Origin of the sequence: Streptosporangium sp. NPDC020145 (genome assembly GCF_040631275.1) — a bacterium.
GTDB lineage: Bacteria > Actinomycetota > Actinomycetes > Streptosporangiales > Streptosporangiaceae > Streptosporangium.
Genome location: NZ_JBEXZT010000006.1, coordinates 296178 through 316215 on the forward strand (window position 1 = coordinate 296178; position 20038 = coordinate 316215).

Here is a 20038-nt window from a genome sequence, read left to right on the forward strand (position 1 = left end):
GATGCTCTCTCGGCACCATGAGCAGCAGGCGTTCTGTTCCACGATTCCTGGAGGCCAGCCCTGCACTCCCCGGCGCCGGAGATCCATCGCAGATCACAGGCGGTACTCAAGATCCTTCCGTTCGCGGTGATGGGCGCCGTCGGCCTGACCGACATGCTCGCCGGTCCGAGGCTCGGCTTCCTGCCGCTGCTGACCCTCGGGCCGACCTTCGCCTCGGTGTCCGGCGGCGTACGGCGCACCGTACTCGTCGGCGCGCTGGCGCTGGCCATCTGCCTGCCGCTCTCGGCCTACAGCGGCGTGCTGTTCAACCGGCAGAACAACCTCACGATCGCGACGATCACCGCGGTGACCGGCGCCAGCATGCTGGCCGCCCACCTGCGCATCCGCCGCGAGCGCGAACTGGCCAACGTGCGGATGGTCGCCGAGACGGCCCAGCACGTGCTGTTGCGCCCGGTGCCGCGCCGGGCGGGCGACCTGCGCATCGCGCTGTCCTACACCTCGGCCGCGGCCGAGGCCCGCATCGGCGGGGACCTCTACGAGGTCGTCACCACCCCGCAGGGGGTGCGCCTGCTCATCGGCGACGTGCAGGGCAAGGGGCTGCAGGCGGTCGAGACCGCCGCCTGGACGCTCGGCGCGTTCCGCGAGGCGGCCTACGACGAACCCGACCTGCCGGGCATCGGCGACCGGCTCGAAAACAGCCTCGCCCGTCACCTGGGAGGCGAGAGGTTCGTCACCGCCATCCTCGCCCAGGTGCACGAGGAGGAGATCTCCCTGCTGAACTTCGGCCACCCGCCGCCCCTGATCATGCGCAGCGACGGCCGGATCCTGCTGGCCGAGCCGGAGGAGGAGATCCCCCCGCTCGGCCTCGTCTCCCTCGGGCCCGCCGTCCCCGCCCCCTACCGGGTGCCGTTCGGGACCGGCGACCAGATCCTGCTGTACACCGACGGCGTCATCGAGGCCCGTGACGCCTCCGGCGCCTTCTACCCCCTCCTCGACCGCGCGTGGGTGCTCGGCGGCTCCGACCCCCAGGCCGCGCTTGAGGAACTGCGCGCCGACCTGCTCGACCACGTCGGCGGGCCGTTGCAGGACGACGCGGCGATGCTGCTGCTGCGCCGCCATTCCCGCCCTCCGGCGAGGGACGGCGCCGGGATCACCAGGTGACCGGGATGCGGTCGACCCCTCCGGTGAGCGAGTCGCTCTGCTCGGTCAGCTCCTCAGGCGGCACGGTCAGGGCGAGCGTGGGGAAGCGGCGGAACAGGCCGCCGATCATCTCGCGCATCTCGATCCTGGCCAGGCTCGCCCCGATGCAGTAGTGGATCGCGTAGCCGAACCCGAGGTGCTGGCTGCCGGGGGCGCGCCCGATGTCGAAGCGGTTGGGGTCGGTGAAGGCCCGCTCGTCCCGGTTGGCCGCCGTCATGGCGATGATCACCGCGTCGCCGCGCTCGATCGTCACACCGCCGATCGTCACGTCCTCGTGCGCGTAGCGGGGCAGGCCGTGGTTGCTCGGGGCCGCGATCCGCAGGATCTCCTCGACCGCCCTGTCGATCATCTCCGGGGTGGCGACCAGGGCGTCGCGCTGCTCCGGGTTGGACAGCAGCAGGAGCACGCCGTAGTCGATCTGGTTGATGGTCGTCTCGTGGCCCGCGAACAGCAGCCCGGCGGACAGCATGGCGACCTCCTCGTCCGACACGTCCGCCCTGGCCAGGTCGGAGAAGACGTCCTCGCCGGGATTCTCCCGCTTGTCGATGACGATCTTCCTGGTGTACTCGCTCAGCGCGTCCATCGCGTCCTGGGCCCGGCGCGGGTCGCTCAGGTTGCCCACCGTCTCGGCCAGCTTCCTGAAGTAGCCGCGGTCGGCGTACGGCACGCCGAGCAGTTCGCAGATCACCAGCACGGGAAGCGGGAGGGAGATGCGCTCCCGCAGGTCGGCCGGGGGGCCGTGCTCGGCCATGTCGTCGAGGAGCGTGTCGACGAACTCCCTGATACGCGGCGTGAGGGCGCTCATCCTGCGGGCGGAGAAGGCGGGGGCGAACAGGCGGCGCATCCGCTCGTGCTTGACCTTCTCGACCTCGATGGTGTCGCTGCGCGGGCCGCCCAGCAGCACCGAGTTGGAGATCCTGGACACCCGCTCCGGGGTGGGGGTCGAGCGGCCCAGGCGTCGCTCGGCGAAGGCCTCCCTGGCCTCCTCGTAGCCGGTCACCAGCCAGGCGACGTCGCCCGCCTGGGTGCGCACCCTGGCCACCGGTTCGTCGTTGAGCAACGCGTGGTAGGTCTGCGGCAGGTCAAGAGGGTTACTCCGCGCGAAGGGGAGCGCGGGCAGGTCCGCGGAGTCCGCGAGGTCGTTGACGTCATCAACCATGGCCGGGAAACACCTCTCGAAGTGGACGACGAGCCGTTTTCCCAAGCTCTCACTGAATGGTTTTCCCGACAAGGATGTTTTTGTGGAAAACATTAACGTCCCGAGGCGACACGGCGGTGTCGTTAAAGTTCCATACAGCACTTTTTGGGCCGGACAAAAGGCCAGAAAAGCTCGCTCAAGCCATCAATTCGGGCCGTTTCCGGCCTCTGCTTTCTCTGTCCCGCACCGCGCCGAAGGGTACACAGAAGTCTCTCCCACCGGCCAGGACGGGGCGGGAAGGAAGCGGGGGAGCACGGTTCCAAAAAGCGCTTCCGGCACCCGGTCATGTGACACGACGACCGCGAACCAGGCAAAGACCTTTCCCGGCACGACTTCCCCGAAGAACCCGTATTAAGGAAATGTTTCGGCTTCGGGCCCGTGCCGTCCGGGTCCCCGTCGTGCGGTGTTCGTCACCGGACGGCGGCCGTGCGCCGGCGGGCCCACCCCGGCCTTGACGACCACAGCGGCCTCGACGGCCCGGTGGTCTCGGTGGTCTCGGTGGCCTCGGTGAACCCGCCGGGCTCCGTCATCGCCCTCGTTACCCCACGAGCTCGGCGATCACCTTGGCGAACAGCTCGTTGTGCCGGTCGACGTCGGACTCCTCCGACAGCGGCGAGAACAGCGCCGCGCCACTCATCCCGTCGAGCGCGATCCCCCGGTTGGCCAGGTACAGCCACAGCGCCTCACGCAGCGAGGCACTCCGGGGGTAGGGCTGCCCGGCGTTGCGCGGCGGCTGCGGGGTGAAGGCGTACATGACGCGGCCCCCGAGGCGGCCGACGTGCCAGGGCAGGCGATGCGCCGCGACGACCTCCTCGATCCCGCGGCCGTAACGGTCGGCGAGACGGTTCATGTGCGCGTACGTACGCTCCGTCATGACCTCTTCGAGCACCGCCCGCATGGCCCTGACCGCGAGCGGGCCGCTCGCCAGCGTGCTGCCGAGACCGCCGTCGCCGTCTTGGGTGTAGCGCGCCGCCGCCGCGGCGACCTCCTCGGACATGCCGTACACGCCCGCGGGGACGCCCCCGGCGATCCACTTGCCCATGGTGACGAGGTCCGGTTCCAGGCCGAACTCACGGACGCAGCCGCCCGGACCGGCCGGGATCGTCTGGGTCTCGTCGATGAGCAGCAGGGTCCCCGTACGGCGGGTGATCTCACGCAGGCCCGCGTGGAATCCGGGGTCGGGGTGGATCACCGCGCCGCCGTTGGTCATCACCGGTTCGGCGATCACCGCGGCGACGTCCCGTGGCGCGAGCTCCCGTTCCAGCGCGTCGAGGTCGTTGAACTCGACCACCTTCGTGGTCCGCCGCACGTCCACGCCGCCCGTGTCGACGCCGGGCAGCGGCGTGACGCCCTCCTCGGTCAGCACGGCGTAGGTCTGCTCGACCGCGCCGTGGTAGGCCCGGTTGAACATCAGGATCCGCTCCCGCCCCGTGGCCACCCTGGCCAGCAGCAGCGCGAACCGGTTCGCGTCGGTGGCCGAGACGGCGAACTGCCAGCACGGCAGGCCGAAACGGTTCCGCAGTTCCTCGGCCACCCACACGTGGTCCTCGTTCGGCCACAGGGTCACGCTGCCCCGGCCGAGCTGGTCACGCAGCGCCGCGACGATCGCGGGGTGGTCGTGCCCCCACAGCGCCGCCGTGCCCGCCAGGCCGAAGTCGGCGTAGTCGTGTCCGTCGACGTCGTGCAGGCGGGCGCCGGTGGCCCGCTCGACCGTCAGCGGCACCGGCGGCGGGAACTGCCTGATCCAGTGCTGCGGTGTGCCATGCAACTGCGAGGCGCGGGCGCGCTCGTACAGCGCCGCCGACCTCGGCCTGCCCTCGATCCAGGCGGCGCGCTCCCGCGTCAGCAGCGCGGCGAGGCTTCGTTCGTCGATCCCCTGCGGCACGACGGCCGTCCGGTCATCCGTCATCGTTCCTCCTGTGCGGGCGGGGCCCCCGGCAGGGGCCGAGCCTGTGGGACGGCCGAACGGGCCATGTCGGCGCGGACCCCGGATCGACGCTACCTTCCACCATGAGTCCGGAAATAGGACCGGATTACCACGTTTGCCGGGACCGCAGACCTCCCCGGCCCGGTCGTCCTCAGGCTGTGACGGCTCCCCGCGCGGCGGTGACCAGGGACCGGGTGTAGGGGTCCGCCGGGTCGTCCAGGACGTCGCCGGTACGGCCGTGCTCGACGATCCGCCCCCGGTGCATGACCGAGACCTCGTCGGCGACCGCGCGGACCACCCCCAGGTCGTGGGTGACGAACAGCACGGTCAGACCGTCACGGCGCAGCGTCGTGAGCAGCTCCAGGACCGCGGCCTGGACCGAGACGTCGAGCGCGGAGGTGATCTCGTCGCAGATCAGCACGCTGGGGTCGCAGACGAGGGAACGCGCGACGGCCACGCGCTGGCGCTCGCCCCCGGACAGCTCCCCGGGACGGCTCCTGGCGATCTCCGGGCGGAGCGCAACCCGGTCGAGGACGTCCAGTGCCCGCCGCCGCGCCTCGTCCTGCGAGACGCCGAAGAGGTGCCTGATCGGGGTCCGCAGGATCTCGGCGACCGTGTGCCGGGGGTTGAGCGCGCGGTAGGGGTTCTGGAACACGTACTGGATCCGGCGCCGCAGCTCGGCGGGCCTGTCCGTCCCGGCGACCGCCAGCGGCGCCCCCGCGTAGGACAGGGTGCCCGTGACATGGCCGCCGAATCCGGACAGCACCCGGGCGAGGGTCGTCTTGCCCGACCCCGACTCCCCGACCAGCGCGTGGAAGGCCCCCTCCCGCAGGTCGAGGGAGACCTCGTGCAGCACCCGGTGGGCGCGACCGTAGGAGAAGGAGACGTCGCGGGCCCGCAGCAACGGCTCCGCGTCCGCGCCGGGCCGTACCTCGGGGAGGTCCGCGACGACGTCGGCGACGGCGGTCTCCGGGACGGCGACCGGGTGGTGGCAGGCCACCAGGTGCTCCGGCCCCTGTCCCGTCTGCGAAGGCGTCTCCTCCCGGCAGAGCGCGTCGGCCCCGGCGCAGCGCGGCGCGAACGCGCAGCCGGACGGCCTGGCCGTCAGCGACGGGGCGTGCCCGGGGATGGACCGCGGCGCCCGGCGGACGGCGACGTCCGGGGAGGCGGCCAGCAGGCCACGCGTGTACGGGTGCCGCGCTCCGGCGGACGCCCCCGGCGTCCCGGCCGTCCCGGTCGGGAAGAACGTGCCGAGGGGGGCGGTCTCCACGACACGGCCCGCGTACATGACCGCGATCCGGTCGGCCAGGCCCCGCACGACCCCCAGGTCGTGGGAGACGTAGACCGCGGCGGCCCCCCGGTCCCGGCACATCTCACGCACCGAGGCCAGGACACGCGCCTGGGTGGTGACGTCGAGGGCGGTCGTCGGCTCGTCGAGCACGACGAGCCGGGGGCCGGGCAGGAAGGCGAGCGCGATGAGCACCCGCTGCTGCTGGCCTCCGGAGAGCTGGTGCGGGTAGCGCCGCAGGAAGGCCTCCTCCGAGGGCAGCCCCGCCGCGTCGAGCGCGGCCCCGACCTCGGCGGCCGCCGCCCGGCCGCGCAGGCCGGGCCGGTGCACGGCCACCATCTCGGCCAGCTGCGTGCCGATCCGCAGCGCCGGGTTGAGGGCGGTCGCCGGGTCCTGGGCGACGTAGCCGACCAGCCCGCCGCGTGCCCGCCGCAGCCCACGCGGCGACAGCCCGAGGACGTCGACGCCGCCGACCGTGACCGAGCCCCCGGTGATCCGGGCCCCCCGCCTGGCGTGTCCGAGCAGGGCGGTGGCCAGCGTGGTCTTGCCTGAGCCCGACTCCCCGACCAGGCCGACGATCTCGCCGGGGCCGAGGGTCAGGCCGACACCGGACAGGACCTCGGGGCCGGTGTCCAGGGCGACCCGCAGTCCCTCGACGCGCAGCAGCGGATGGGTGCTCACCGTTCCTCCTCGACCGGCGCGACGGTACGGCCGAGCCCCTCGGCCAGGGTGTTGACGCCCAGCGCGAACAGGGCGATCAGGACGACGGGGGCGAGCACCGCCCAGGGCTGCAGGCGCAGGCCGCCGTGGTTCTCGTTGACCATCAGCCCCCAGTCGGCCGCCGGGGCCGCCACGCCGTACCCGAGGAAGCTCATCGCGGCGATCAGCCCGGCCGACCAGGTGAGCATCGCGCCCAGGTGGACCAGCAGCGGCGTGGTGACGTTGGGCAGGATCTCGCGGAACAGGATCCGGCGCCGGGGGTAGCCCAGGAGCCTGGCCGCCTCCACGTACTCCTGCCCCATCACGCCGAGCGTCAGGCTCCTGGCGAGCCGTACCGTGCCGGGCAGCAGCGTGACGGCGACGGTCGCCACGACCAACGGGCGGGAGCGGCCGAGCATCGAGACGGCCAGCAGCACGAGCACCAGGTGCGGGAAGGCCAGCAGCACGTCGGCGCACCACAGCACGGCCCGGTCGGCCAGACGCCCGGTCCAGGCGGCCGACATGCCGATCGCCGCACCCGCGAGCAGCGCGAGGACGGCGGCGCAGACGGTCGTCAGCACGAGGGAGCGCCCGCCGAGCAGCACCCGTGACAGCACGTCGGCGCCCAGGTAGTCGTAGCCGAGCGGCGCCCCGGGGGCGGGCGCGCCGTAGGCCGGTCCGACCAGTTCGTCGGCCGCGTACGGCGCCGCCACCGGTCCGAGCACCGCGACCAGCACGACGAGGACGGTCAGCAGCGCCCCGAACCTGACCTGCCGGTCGCGCAGCGGGCGGACGGCCCCCGCCAGGACGTTCACGACCGCGCCCGCTCCCGCCCGCCGGTCGCGCGGGAGACGGATCGCGCTCACCGCTCCCCCGTCCTGAGCCTGGGGGTCAGCAGCACGGTGACCAGGTCGGCCAGGAGGTTGACGACGACCACCCCGCCCGCGACGAGCAGGGCCGCCGCCTGGATCACCGGGACGTCGCGGGCGCCGACCGCCGCGTTCAGCGCGCCGCCGAGGCCCGGGTAGCTGAAGGCGACCTCGACGACCAGCGAGCCGCCGAGCAGCACCCCGGTGGTCAGCGCCGTCGCCTGTACGGCGGGCACCAGCCCGTTGGGCAGGGCGTGGCGCCAGATCACCCGGCGTTCCGGGACGCCCCGCAGCCGGGCGGCGGTCGCGTAGTCGGACTCCAAAGCCTCGGCCACCGAGGAGCGGACCTGGCGCAGCAGGTAGGGCGTCTCCGCGGCGACCAGGGTCAGGGCGGGCAGGACGAGGTAGTGGGGCTGGGCGAACGGCGACACCCCGGGTTCGAGCAGCGATGCGGCCGGCAGGACCGGCCAGACGGTCGTGGCCAGCAGGACGATCAGGGCGACGGCGACGACGAAGCCCGGTACGGCCTGCAGGGAGACCGCCGCCGAGGTGACGACGCGGTCGGCGAGGCCGCCCCTGCGCAGCGCGGCGAACAGGCCGAGGACCAGCGCGAGGGCGACGGCGACGGTCAGCGCCGAGGCCAGCAGGGCCAGGGAGTTGACGAGCCTGCCGCCGAGCAGGGACGCCACGTCGGTGCCGGAGTCGAGGGATCGGCCCAGGTCACCGGTGATGACGCCGCCGAGCCAGGTGAGGTACCGCTGCCACAGCGGCCGGTCGAGTCCGAGGTCGAGCCGTAGCCGGGCCAGGCTCTCCGGGGTCGCGTCCCCGCCGAGGATCGCCATGGCCGGGTCGGAGGGCAGCGCCTGGGTCGCGGCGAACACCACGACGCTGGTGGCCCAGACCGCCGCCGCGCCGTACGCGACCCGGCGCAGCAGCCACCTCCCCCGGCCGCCCGCCCGGGGTCGCCCCGGTTCCTGTCCGGTCATATCAGGTCGTCTCCTTGACCCAGAGCTTCTCGAAACGCCAGGTCGCGAACTGGGTGTGCTCCGGGGTGACGCCGCCGACGCCGGTCGAGACCGCGTCCAGGGCGTTGTTGAAGCCCCAGATGACCATTCCGCCCTTCGCGTGCTGGATGCGCTGCATCTCGTGGACCAGTTCGGCGCGCCTGGCGGTGTCCGGCTGGGTGACGGCCTGTTCGAACAGCTCGGTGAAGCGCGGGTCGGAGAAGTGGGTCTTGTTCGCGGCCGAGACGGGCGCGTCCAGGTGCAGGGCGCTGGACAGGAACGACTCGGTCAGCAGGCCGCCGGTGCTCATCGTCCAGTCGAGGCGCCGCGGGCCGTTGAAGGTCGCGGCGTCGACCTTCTTCACCGTGACGGTGATCCCGGCCTTCTTCGCCTGGGCGGCGAAGACCAGCGCGGCGGCGTCCCCGCCCTCGCCGGAGACCAGCTCGATCTGCAGGTTCTCCCGGCCCGCCTCCTTCAGCAGCGCCCTGGCCCGTTCGACGTCGTGGGGACGTTGCGGGATGCTCCGGTCGAAGGTGGGGTCCTGCGGCGAGTAGAGGTCGTTGGCGAGGCGCCCGTGGCCGGACAGGGCGCGATCGACCAGCTCCTGCCGGTCGGTCAGCAGCCGGAACGCCTCACGCACCCGCTCGTCGCGGAAGGGCTCCTTGCTGAGGTTGAGGTCGAAGGACTGCCAGTTGCTGGTCTCGGAGACGACCACCCTGACCCTCGGGTCGCCCTGCAGCAGCCTGACCTGGTCGGCGCCGATGCCGTTGGCGAGGGAGATCTGGCCGGCCTGCAGCGCGGCGATCCGGGACGCCTCGTCCTGGAAGTCGATGATCTCCAGTTCGTCGGCGTACGGCCGGCCGTCCTTGAAGTAGTTCTCGAACCGGGTGAACAGCGACCGCCGCCCCGGGGTGAACTCCTTGAGCTTGTACGGCCCCGCCCCGACCGGCCTGGCCGGGTCGTAGTCGACGGGGACGACGGCGCCGAAGTTGGTGAAGGTGTCGGGGAAGGGCACGAAGCCCTTGCCGTCCTTGAAGTGGAAGCGCACGGTCCGTTCGTCGACCTTGTCGATCCGCTCCCGGTCGAGGGTGAACAGCAGCGCCGCCCAGGGGGAGCCGAGCGCGGGGTCGGTGAGCCGCCGGGCCGAGAAGATCACGTCGTCGGCGGTGATGGTCTTGCCGTTGTGGAACTCGAGCCCCTGCCTGAGCCGTACGGTCCAGGTCGTCGCGTCGGCGTTCGCCTCGGTCTCCTCGGCCAGGGCCGGGGACCAGTTCATCTCGGCGTCCCACTCCCACAGCTTGCTGTAGACCGCGAAGCCCCTGATGATCGAGCCGATGGTGAGCGGCTTGTGCGCGTCGAGCGTGCCCGCCCTGTCGCCGTCGACCACGCCGAGCCTGAGCCTGCCGCCCCGCCTGGGGGCGCCGTCGGCGACGGCGGTCGACTGGGTGGCCTGCTGGATCGTTCCAGGGCGCGCGGCCTCCTGCCCCGGGGCGCAGCCGACGAGCGCCGCCCCGCCGAGAAGTACGGCTCCGCCGAGGAAGCCACGCCGGGTGATCTGGCCGTTCATCGAAGTGTCTCCTGAGGGGTTACGCGTCCGCGCGCAGCGAGGGGATCTCGAAGCCGTGGTCGAGGTCGAGCAGGGGGAAGAGCAGGTCGGCGACCCGGTGCGCCTCGGCGATCAGCGGGAAGCCGGACAGGATGAAGGACTGGACGCCGTGCTCCTGGTACTCGCGGATGCGGGCGGCGACGTTCTCCGCGCTGCCGACCAGGTAGGTGCCCGAGCTCGGTGAGACCACGTCGAAGCCGAACAGGCTGGGCCCGGTCCAGACGTTGGGGTGGATCTCCAGGTCGCGCACGTCGGGCAGGCGCCCGGAGCGAAGCGCCTCAAGACGCCGGTTGACCCGCTGGTCCTGGCTCCGGTAGGTCTCGATCGGTTCGGGCAGGTTCCACTTGGCGAGTTCGAGGGCGGTCTCGACCGAGGTCGCGCGCAGCAGCGAGGCGGCGTGCTCCCAGGCCTCCTCCTCGGTCTCGCGCACGATGATCTGCAGGCGGGTGCCGTACCTCAGGGTGCGGCCGTGCTTGGCGGCCTCGGCACCGACGCGGCGGAACTTCTCGCCAAGGCGCTGCGGGGTGTCGGCGAAGCTGAGGTAGACGTCGAGCAGGCCCGCCGAGTGGGCGACGCCAGCGGGTGAGGTGCCCGCGCCCCACAGCGGTGTCGGGCGTACGGCCGTGCCCCACGGAGACAGCGGTCCCCCGGGCCCCGCCCGGCCCGCCAGCCGGACGTGCCTGCCCTCGTACGGCTCCGGCTCTCCGAGGTAGACGCGCTGGAAGGCGTCCCAGTACTCGGCGCTGAAGTCGTAGCGCTCGTCGTGGCCGAGGTGCAGGCCGTACTGGGCGAGGGTGGCGTCGTTGCCGTTGACCACGTTGAACAGCAGCCGCCCGCCGGAGAAGCGGTCGATGGTGTGCGCGATCTGGGCGAGTTTGGCGGGTGAGGTCAGACCGGGGTAGACGGCGGTGAGGAACCGCATCCTCCGGGTGGCCCCGGCCATGGCCGCCGCGACGGTCAGCCCGTCGTCCCGGCCGGTGCCCAGCAGCGCGCCGTAGTAGCCGAGCCGGTCGATCGTCTCCGCGACGTGGCGCAGGTGGTCGAAGTCGGTGGCCCATCGGCCGCGCTCCTCCCAGGGGTACGGCCCGTCGGGGGCGGTGAGGTACCACAGGAGCTGGGCGGGCGGGACGGTCATCGATGTTCCTTTCCGGGGATTCGGCGCAAAACATACTATACAGATAGGAAATAAATGCAATTACGGACGGCCTCCAACCCGATCCGGGCAGGCCGGAAGCACCGGAGGTGACGGACGGCGGACACATCCCCGTACGGTGGGCAATCGCCTGATTGCCTGCCGTCGCCCTCACGTTCGTGATCTGATGACCTTCCCCGCTCCCTGCACACCGTCCGCGAGCACGCCTGCCCCGGCGCGCCCGCGGACGCCCGCCCGGCCGTTCAGGCGGTGCCCGCCCCCGCGGCGGGCGCCGCCCCTCGTGAGTATGGAAGTCGCTGCCATGTCGCCGAACGTAAGTCGCCTGTACCAAGCGGTCCTCCGGGACAGGACCGCACCGATATCCCCCCGGCTGCGACGCACCTTCGGGGAGTGGCTCGCCGCCAGGGGATTGCCGGCCCCGGAGACGGGCAGGGAGGCGCAGGAGTTCGAGCGGGACGGAGTCCGGGTCCGCGTCGAGCGCTCGGGCGAGTGCGGGCGCTACCTTGTCGAGGAGAACCGGGCGGAGGGCCTGCTGCGCACCCGGGTCGCCTACGCCGAACGGACGGGCGGACCGGCGGGCTGGGTGGTCGTCACGGTCGAGGGGGACGGTGAGAGCGGTGCGGGACACGCCCCGGGGTTCGTCCAGGCCTACCTGCGCACCGCCAGGATCACCGACGGCGGCACGCACCTGCCGGACGCCGCAGAGGAGGTCGACGAGGACGCCGTCCACCGGCTGGTCTCGGTGCTCTCCGAACGCAGGCGCCGCGTCCCGGTGGCCGTCGTCTCGGTCGATCCGCAGGACCCGCGGGCGGCGAGGACCCGGGCCGAATACCTGGCGGGCGCGGTCGCCGGGGCCGGGATGGTCGCACGCTTCGCCGACCTGCACGCCCAGCAGCGCTTCAACGAGGCCATGGGCTCCGACCTCGGGGTGTTCGGCGGGGGGATCCGCACCTACGTGGCCCCGTTCGACCCGGGCGGGGAGAGCTACCCCTACCGGCACCGCCCGATGGGCGGGGCGATGGTCCGCAAGCAGGGCAGGCAGGCCCTCGACCTGGCCGCGGACGGCATCATCGGGGAGACGGCGCGGCGCGCGCTCCCCGACGACGTGCAACGGGCCTACCGGGTCGTCTCCAGAATCCTGGTCGGCAAGGCGACCGCCGGTGACCTGGCCGAGGCCATGACCCCGCGTCCCGCGCCCACCGGCTCCCCGGGAGACGGGCTGCGCCGCTGGATGATGGCGATGGGCCCCCGCAGCGCCCCCGCCGAACCCGTCCCCGCGCGCGGCGCGGAACCCCCCGCCGAACCCGAGCCCGCGGCGACGGCCGTCCCGGCCGCCGAGCCGGAGCCCGCGCAGGAGCGGCGTTCCCTGGACGTGGACGAGCTGGCCCGCCTGGTCGCCGCCGTGGTGGTCAGGGAGCTGCGGGGCGAGCTGGACGCCGCCCTCGGCCTGGCGGCCTCCTCATCCGGGGCCTCCGGCGGCGGTTCCGGCGGTGGTTCCGGCAACGGGGAGATCCTGCGTCAGATGCGCACCCTCGGCGCGCACGTCGAGGGCCTGCGCGATCTGGTCGTCGTACGGCAGAGCGGCGACCAGCTGCTGGCCGAGGCCGAGGACGAGAGCGACAGGCTGGCCGGTGAGATGGACCGCCTGCACACCGAGCACGAGATCCTCCAGCAGGAGTACGCCGAGGCCGTCGCGTCCGCCCGCAAGCTCCAGGAACGGGTCCGCTGGCTTGAGGGCAGGCTGGCCAGGGCGGGCAGTCCCGCCTTCGGGCTCTCCCCCGACGACGCCGTCTTCGAACCGACCAGCCTCATGGACGCCCTGAACATGGCGCGGGAGAAGCTGGTCCACGTGGAGATCGGCGACACCGACACCGAGGCCGCGAAACTCGACCTCACCTACCCCACACTCGCCAGGGTCTGGGCCTCCAAGACCTGGGACGCGCTGCGCGCGCTCGACGCCTTCGCCCAGGCCAGATCGTCGGGCGAGTTCTCCGGAGGGTTCTTCGACTGGTGCAGGAGCTCGGCCGTCCTGACCATCCCGGCCGGGATGGTCGCGATGAGCGAGTCGAAGACCGTCAACACCAACGGCAGATACAGCACAAGGCGGACCTTCTCCGTGCCCGCCGAGGTGCACCCGTCGGGGAAGGTGATGATGGAGGCGCACATCAAGATCCGCAAGGGCGGCTGCCCGGCGCCCAGAATCCACTTCCACGACGACTCCGGCGGCCTCACCGGCAAGGTCTGGGTCGGACACGTGGGCGACCACCTGCCCAACCCGCACACCAACTGACCTCTCTCACGGCCGGGGCCGTGGGAGGTCGTCACGCCGTCGCCGCCCGCGCCCGGACTCCTCGAAGACCGGTCACCGGGTGAAGAGCGGTCTGGTGCGGGAGGCCGCGACGGCGGCGAAGCCGTACTCCAGCATCTCCTTCTCGTAGCGCGCCTTGGCCTCGGGCGGGGGAAGCGTGGCGAGCAGTTCGGTGAGGAGGGCGGCGTCGCGCAGCGCCGTGTTGGCGCCCTCGCCCTGCCCGGGTGACATGGCGTGGACCGCGTCGCCCAGCAGCGTCACCCCCGGTTCGTGCCATGGCCGTACGGGCCGGGCCGAGTGGAGGTTGACGGGGAAGGTCGCCTCGGCCTCCGCCTCGGCGACGACCTGGACGGCTCCGGGGTGCCAGCCGGCCCGCCGCAGGGTGTCCAGGGCCAGGCCGCGCAGCCGTTCGCCGTCCCATCGCCTGAACTCGTCGGCGGCGATCGTGCTCGCCCCCGGCCAGCCGCGCAGGGACCAGGCGAGGTAGTCGGGCACCGGGGTGAGGCCGGGGTGACCGCCGCGGGCGCGGCAGGCGACGGCGCCGAACGAGGTGCCCGCCGGGTCGGAGGTGATGTTGAAGCCGTCGGTGAAGACGCCGGGCAGCCAGTCGAGGGTGCGTTCGGTGAGCGGCGTCCTGCCGTAGATCATGCGGCCCAAATCCTCGATCTCCGCGTCGGGGACGAGCTGTCCGCGTACGGCGGAGGCGACACCGTCGGCGCCGACGAGCAGGTCCCCGTCCGCCTGGCTCCCGTCGGCGAAGACGGCCCGGATCCCGCCGTCCTCGGTGGTGCGGTAACCGGTGAAGGTCTTGCCGAAGCGCACGTCGAGATCGTTGAGCAGGATCTCCCTGAGCGTGAGGCGGTTGACGCCGAACACCTGGTCCCGGGGGTACGGCGGGACCGGGTTGGCGAACCTGGGGTTGAGGCGGTGGTCGGCGACCACCAGCCGGGTGGCGGGTTCGAGTGACGTCTCGACGCAGCGGTCGAAGAGATGAGGGGGCAGGCAGGCGCGCAGTGCCCGGCTGCCGGTCTCCTTGACGGTCAGCCGCCAGCCCTGGCCGCGGAAGTCGGCCGAGGCGTCGCGGTCGAAGACGCTGACCTCGATGCCCGCCCGCCGTAAGCCGTGCGCCAGGCAGAGCCCGCCGACGCCGGCACCGATGATCAGTACATGGGTTCTCACGGTGGCGACCCTACGATTTAACTGCCGCGACAGCAACTGCTTGAGCAGCTATTCTTGCCGCCATGGATCCTTCCCTGATCGCCGTGCTCGCCGCCGGAGGACTCGTCCAGCAGGTCGGCCGGGAGCTGCGCAACACCGTGGAGGCGCGGCTGGCGCCCTTCGACATCACCTCGCAGCAGGCGGCGCTCCTGCTCAACGTGCTGCGGGGGCAGACCGGTCCGGCCCAGCTGGCCGTCGTGCTCGGCACCGACACCGCGGGGACGACCAGGCTCCTGGACAGGATGGAGGCCAAGGGCCTGATCAGCCGGAGCAGGCATCCCAGCGACCGGCGCGCCGTGGTGATCGAGGCGACCGAGGCGGGCCGGGCGCTCGCGCCCCGGATCGCGCCCGTCTTCGGCCAGGTCAACCGGCGGATGCTCGACGGGGTGTCGGACGAGGAACTCCGGGCGCTCACCGGACTGCTGGAACGCATGCTCGGCAACCTGCGATCGCCGTAGGCCCGCAGGGACGTCCGGCCGTCACCCCGCACCCCGGAGTCCGCCCGGTACGGTCGGCACCGGAGGCCACCGCTTCACCGGCCTGCCGGGACGGCACCCGTGCGTCCTCGGTGGAACACCCGCGGATCCGGGCTTCCCGGGTCGGCGCAGGTCTCACGGTCTGTGGCAGGGTGGATGACCGTGACCCGCCCCGGTCGAACCCCACGTCCAGACCGCCCTATCGTCCGCCGCCTGATCCTTGTCTCGGGACAGGAGGGCGCGGGCAAGACCACGATCATCCGTGCGCTGTTGCCCCACACGCCGAGCGGCGCGAGGGTCGACGCCGAAGACCTGGGCCAGGTCAATCCGTGCCTCTTCGACGACGCGTTCTGGCGGCTGCTCCGGGCCAACGTCGCCGCCCTCGTCCGCAACTACTGGGCCGCCGGCTTCGAGAACGTCATCACGGGAAGTTTCCTCACCACGCGCGACGACTTCCTGCGCTTCCGCGAACTCGTCCCCGAGGTGGACGAGGTGTTCATGGTCCAGTTGCTCGTGCAGCCGGACGAACGCCTGCGCCGACGCCTCACCCGCGCCAAACGGACCACCCAGGAGTGGCGCGACAGGGTGGACCGAGCCGACACCGCCGACACGACGATCGCCGCCGACCAGGACGGCTACCGCTATCTCGCCGTCGACAGCACGGCGATGACACCCGGCCAGACGGTGACGGCGATCGTGCGCGGGTTCCCGGAGATCTACGGCTCCCGGCCACCTGGTTAGGGGCACGGCCCTCGCGGCGGGATGCCCGGCAGGTGTTGTTCCCACTCGGTCCGGGTGATCGGCGGGGGTGACAGCGCGCACAGCCGCCGGGCGGCCGGCGCGGGGTCGACGGTCCACAGCCGGGCCGTGGCGTCCTGCCCGCCCGTGGCCAGCAGGCCGGTGCGCCGGTCGAAGGCCAGGGCGTAGACCGCGCCGAGATGGCCGGTCAGGGTGGCGACCGGCACCGGGCCGCCGGGGGTGGTCAGGTCCCACAGCAGGACGGCGCGATCGGCCCCTGCGGTGGCCAGGGTTCGCCCGTCCGGGCTGAAGTCCACCGCGTTCACCGCGTCGCCATGGCCGCCGAGGACCGTCGCCGGACCCCCGGCCTGCGTGCCCGTGTTCCACAGGCGCACGGCGCGGTCGGCTCCGGCGGTGGCCAGGGTACGCCCGTCGGGACTGAAGGCCACCGCGTTGACGGTGTTGGTGTGGCCGGTCAGCGTGACCGGGGGGCGTGTGCCGGTGAGGTCCCACAGCCGCACGGTGTGGTCGGCGCCCCCGGTCGCCAGGAGGCGGCCCGCCGGATCGAAGGCCAGCGCGTAGACGCCGGAGGTGTGACCGGTCAGCGTGACCGGCGCGCGGCCGAGGTCGGCGGTGTCCCAGAGAACGACCGCGCCGTTCTCCCCCGCCGCGGCCAGCCTCCCACCGCCGGGATCGAAGGCGACGGTGAAGACGTTGCCCAGCCCTGGGGTCAGGACGGCCCGGGGGGCTACCGGGGTCGCGCGGGGAACGGCCGAGGCGGCACGGAAGGTGGCCGGAACGGCGACGTCCCACAGCCGGACCGTGCCGTCCAGGCCGCCGGTGGCCAGGGTACGCCCGTCCGGGCTGAAGGAGAGCGCCCCGACGTTGTCGGTGTGGCCGGTCAGGGTGACCAGCGGCCGGACCCCGTACGGATCCGAGACGTCCCACAGCCGGACCGACCGGTAGGTCCCGGTGGCCAGGGTGCGGCCGTCCGGGCTGAAGGCCACCGCGCTGACCTCGCCCTCGTGGCCGCCGAGGACCGGCCTGCGCAGGTCCCACACCCGGATCGTCTCGTCGAAGCCGCCGCTGACCAGGACCGCCCCGTCCGCGGCGAGGTCGACCGAGTAGACGGTGCCCGAGTGGCCCTCCAGCACGACGGGGGCACCGGCGCGGCGCGGATCGCCCACCTCCCACATCCGGATCGTGCGGTCGTAGCCGCTGGTGACCAGGGTGCGGCCGTCCGCGCTGAACACAGCGCCGACGATCCCGCCGGTGTGCCCCTCAAGGGCGGCAAGGCGCCTGGGGTGCTCAAGGCCGGTGGCGTCCCACAGGTAGGCGGTGTTGTCGAATCCCCCGGTCATCAGCAGGCGCCCGTCCGGAGAGAAGGCGACGCACAGCACGCGGGCTCCGTTGCCGCGCAGGTCGGGCAACCGTACGGGGTGGTGCGGATCCGTGACCCGCCACAGGCGCACGACCGGCTCGGCTCCCGCGACCACGAGGAAACGGCCGTCCGGGCTGAAGGCCGTCGAGGACAGCCCATCGCGGGGACCGCGCAGCACGGCCAGCGAGGCGGGGTGCGCCGGGTCGGCGACGTCCCACAGCCGTGCCGTACGGTCATAGCTCGCGGTGGCCAGGGTGCGACCGTCGGGACTGAGGGCCAGGGCCCTGACGACGCCGGTGTGGCCGGTCAGAGTGGCGAGGGCACGGGGACGGCGCGGGTCGGCCACGTCCCACAGGCGGGCGGTGCCGTCGTCGCTCCCGGTGGTCAACAGGTGGCCGTCGGCGCTGAAGACGGCGCTGGTGACGCCCTTGGTGTGCCCGGTGAGTACGGCAAGCGGGGTGGGCCGGTGCGGATCGGTCAGGTCCCACAGGCGGACGGTGCCGTCCATGCTCGCGCTGGCCAGGGTGTGCCCGCCGGGGCTCAGCCGTACGGCGTAGACGGCGTTGGTGTGGCCGGGCACGAGGGCCGCGTAAGGGTTGGCGAAGGAACTGAGCAGGCTGCCGCGTGCCTCCCTGGTCGGCGCGAGACGGTAGGCGGCCAGGGCGAGCTGGGCGGCCAGGGCCGGATTCGCGGCGCGCAGCGCGTCGGCCTCGTTGGCGACCTTGCCCGACAGCGCCTCGTCACGCTGGCGCCCGACGGTGTCGGAGGCGCGCACCGCCGCGACGGAGGTGCCCGCGGTGACCAGGACGAGCACGCTCAGCAACGCGATGAGCCGGTAGAGCCTGCGGACGCGTCCGCGCTCGCGCCGCCCGCTCGCGGAGACGAAGTCGCGCACGCGCGGACTGACCGGGTGGTGGGAGGCACTCTCCAGCCAAGACCTGGCCGCGGAAAGACGCGTCCCCCGGTAGAGGGCGGCCGGGTCCCGGTTCTCCCGTTCCCACAGGTCGGCGGCCTCCTCCAGCTGTTGCGCGGTCAGCAGCCAGGCCCGGTCGGCGTCGATCCAGCCGCGTAGCCTGGGCCAGCACCACAGCAGCGCCTCATGGGTGATCTCGACGGTCTCCGCGCCCGCGGTGAGCAGCCTGAGGGCGACGAACGCGCCCACGATCCGCTCCAGCTGCTCGGCGTGCTCGTGTTCCCGCAGGTCACGCCAGGGCAGCGGGCGGCGGGTGCCCGGAACGTTCCCTGACGTCTCCCCCGGGACGCGTACCAGCCGCAGGAACAGCCGTCCGGCCAGCGCGCGGCCGGTCTCGTCGAGCGCCTCGTAGGCCTCCTCCGCCGACTGCGCGACGGCCCCGTGAATGCCTCCACTCGCCTGGTATCCGGCGACGGTCAGCCTCCGCCGTCCGCCGTCACGCCAGGCGGTGAGCAGCACGTGCGACAGCAGCGGGAGCGCCCCCGCGTCGTGCGCCGTGGCGCCCGTCGCTCCCGGGTCAGCGGGCGACAGGTCGCGCAGGACCAGCTCGACCAGGCCGTCCTCGACGTCGCCTTTGGCCTGCCGCGCGGGCTTGACGATCGCCTCACGCACCTCGTCGCGGTTCATCGGCCCGACCAGGACCTGGGAGTCCTGCAGGACGCGGGCCAGTGCCGGGTGCCGTAGTGCCTGGGGGTAGAAGTCCGCGCGTAGCGCGAACACCACCACGCCTCCCCCTGGCGGCCGGGCGTCCGGCCTGGCGCCGCCGGTGAGCGCGGCGACGAACCTCCGGCACTCCTCCTCGTCCCGGCACTCGGTGAAGACCTCCTCGAACTGGTCCACCACCAGGACGTGGCCGCCGGCCTCCCCCCATTCCCCGGGTAATCGCTCCATCGGCCGTTCCCCGGGAGTCAGCAACGTGACGTGCCCGTACCCGTCACGGGTCACCGGAGTGGCCCGCCCGCTCCCGTCGCGGGCCGGCGACGCGACCTGCCCGTACCCCTCGCGGACCGACGCCGTGACCGGCCCGTCCGCGTCACCGGGCCGCAGCGCGTCCACTCCATGCCCGTCGTTGGGCAGCGCCGTGACCTGCCCGTACCCGTCGCGGGTCAGTGCCGGGATCAGTCCCGCTCTCAGGAGTGACGACTTGCCCGACCCCGAGGCCCCGACCACCGCGAGTACGCCACCGCCGTCCCCGGCGAGCATGGCCACGCGTTTCCGCAGCAGCCGGACGAGCCCGTCCCTGCCGTGGAACCAGTCGGCGTCCTCGGGCTGGAAGCTCGCCAGCCCCCGGTAGGGCACCGGAGCACTTGAGGGTCGTCGCCCCGGGCTCCGGCGTATCCGCAGCAGCGCCTGAACCCATTCATCGAGCGTGTCCGGGTCACGGACGCCGCAGGCGCCGAGAACGTCGACGAGTGTTTTCCTTGAGGGCAGGTGCGCCCCGGAGAAATACCCGCCGACGGTACTGTCCGGAATCCCGGTCGCGCGGGCCACCTCCCTGACCGTGTACCCCGCCCTCTCCCGCAGGAGAGACAGTTCCCGGGCGAAATCCCGCCGCTCCGCGATCCCCTTTACCCCGGATTCATCCTCTTTCGGGGACTTCTCCCGCAAAGCGCCCTCCTCGCCCCGAGGCCAGCCGTACCCGGAGTGTATAGAGCCATCACCCCACTGTCCCGACTTGTACGGACATCCCCAGAGATCTTTTAGGCGCCCCCTTAACTCATGTACGGCGGGGCGGCGACCGAATTCCCGTAGGGGCGGAAGACAACCATGATCGCCCCTCCCTCAGGTCGGCTCGCCAGAATAGGGCCAACGAGTCTCTACTCGGCCGACAAGGAGAAGAATTGAAGTTCTACAATGCCGCACTTCGAAAGAAGATAAACGATCTCGTCGGACCTCCGTTCACCAGTGCGGGCGGAGCACTCCGTGGATGGCGTCCGGTTTCGCCTCCCTTCCAGGTTCGTCGGGGTTAAGCGGCCGACAGTTGCACCACCTCCTGACCG

The 20038-nt window shown here is 72.5% G+C and carries 13 protein-coding genes; 4 read left to right on the forward strand and 9 right to left on the reverse strand.

The window, feature by feature from the left end; all coding sequences use genetic code 11:
* Window positions 1–129: 129 nt before the first annotated feature.
* Window positions 130–1161, forward strand: coding sequence for a PP2C family protein-serine/threonine phosphatase (locus tag ABZ463_RS14785; protein ID WP_352011805.1), 1032 nt, complete (start codon window positions 130–132; stop codon window positions 1159–1161).
* On the opposite strand, the gene ABZ463_RS14790 is transcribed toward ABZ463_RS14785, so the two are convergent.
* The 7 genes from ABZ463_RS14790 to ABZ463_RS14820 form a co-directional block, all read right to left on the reverse strand.
* The gene (locus ABZ463_RS14790) at window positions 1151–2359 is read right to left on the reverse strand and encodes a cytochrome P450 (protein WP_362776291.1); all 1209 of its coding nucleotides are present in this window, start codon (window positions 2357–2359) and stop codon (window positions 1151–1153) included. The genes ABZ463_RS14785 and ABZ463_RS14790 overlap by 11 nt on opposite strands.
* Window positions 2360–2936: 577 nt before the next feature.
* Window positions 2937–4307: a transaminase gene (locus ABZ463_RS14795; RefSeq protein ID WP_362776293.1), complete on the reverse strand. Its 1371-nt coding sequence runs from the start codon at window positions 4305–4307 to the stop codon at window positions 2937–2939.
* Window positions 4308–4476: 169 nt separating this feature from the next.
* The gene (locus ABZ463_RS14800) at window positions 4477–6294 is read right to left on the reverse strand and encodes an ABC transporter ATP-binding protein (protein WP_362776295.1); all 1818 of its coding nucleotides are present in this window, start codon (window positions 6292–6294) and stop codon (window positions 4477–4479) included.
* Window positions 6291–7178 carry an ABC transporter permease gene (locus tag ABZ463_RS14805; RefSeq protein ID WP_362776297.1) on the reverse strand — a complete coding sequence of 296 codons (888 nt, stop codon included), beginning with the start codon at window positions 7176–7178 and terminating at the stop codon, window positions 6291–6293. The genes ABZ463_RS14800 and ABZ463_RS14805 overlap by 4 nt, the downstream gene beginning before the upstream one ends.
* The gene (locus ABZ463_RS14810; RefSeq protein WP_362776299.1) at window positions 7175–8167 is read right to left on the reverse strand and encodes an ABC transporter permease; all 993 of its coding nucleotides are present in this window, start codon (window positions 8165–8167) and stop codon (window positions 7175–7177) included. Before ABZ463_RS14810 ends, ABZ463_RS14805 begins: the two co-directional genes overlap by 4 nt.
* Before the next feature lies 1 nt (window position 8168).
* Complete coding sequence (locus ABZ463_RS14815) at window positions 8169–9752, reverse strand: ABC transporter substrate-binding protein (protein WP_362776301.1); 1584 nt, start codon at window positions 9750–9752, stop codon at window positions 8169–8171.
* A 19-nt stretch (window positions 9753–9771) separates the two neighbouring features.
* Window positions 9772–10926, reverse strand: coding sequence for an LLM class flavin-dependent oxidoreductase (locus ABZ463_RS14820; RefSeq protein WP_352011798.1), 1155 nt, complete (start codon window positions 10924–10926; stop codon window positions 9772–9774).
* 319 nt (window positions 10927–11245) lie between these two features.
* On the opposite strand from ABZ463_RS14820, the gene ABZ463_RS14825 reads away from it, so the two are divergent.
* Window positions 11246–13234: a hypothetical protein gene (locus ABZ463_RS14825; RefSeq protein ID WP_362776304.1), complete on the forward strand. Its 1989-nt coding sequence runs from the start codon at window positions 11246–11248 to the stop codon at window positions 13232–13234.
* Window positions 13235–13306: 72 nt separating this feature from the next.
* On the opposite strand, the gene ABZ463_RS14830 is transcribed toward ABZ463_RS14825, so the two are convergent.
* A complete protein-coding gene (locus ABZ463_RS14830; RefSeq protein ID WP_362776306.1) occupies window positions 13307–14431 on the reverse strand; it encodes an NAD(P)/FAD-dependent oxidoreductase in 1125 nt (374 codons plus the stop codon).
* 62 nt (window positions 14432–14493) lie between these two features.
* On the opposite strand from ABZ463_RS14830, the gene ABZ463_RS14835 reads away from it, so the two are divergent.
* Window positions 14494–14928, forward strand: a complete 435-nt coding sequence (locus ABZ463_RS14835) for a MarR family transcriptional regulator (RefSeq protein ID WP_362776308.1) — start codon at window positions 14494–14496, stop codon at window positions 14926–14928.
* A 180-nt stretch (window positions 14929–15108) separates the two neighbouring features.
* The gene (locus ABZ463_RS14840) at window positions 15109–15687 is read left to right on the forward strand and encodes a hypothetical protein (RefSeq protein WP_362776310.1); all 579 of its coding nucleotides are present in this window, start codon (window positions 15109–15111) and stop codon (window positions 15685–15687) included.
* Here the strand turns inward: ABZ463_RS14840 and ABZ463_RS14845 are convergent.
* Entirely contained in the window at window positions 15684–19646 is a 3963-nt protein-coding gene (locus ABZ463_RS14845; RefSeq protein ID WP_362776312.1) for a helix-turn-helix domain-containing protein, read from the reverse strand. The genes ABZ463_RS14840 and ABZ463_RS14845 overlap by 4 nt on opposite strands.
* Between the last annotated feature and the right edge of the window lie 392 nt (window positions 19647–20038).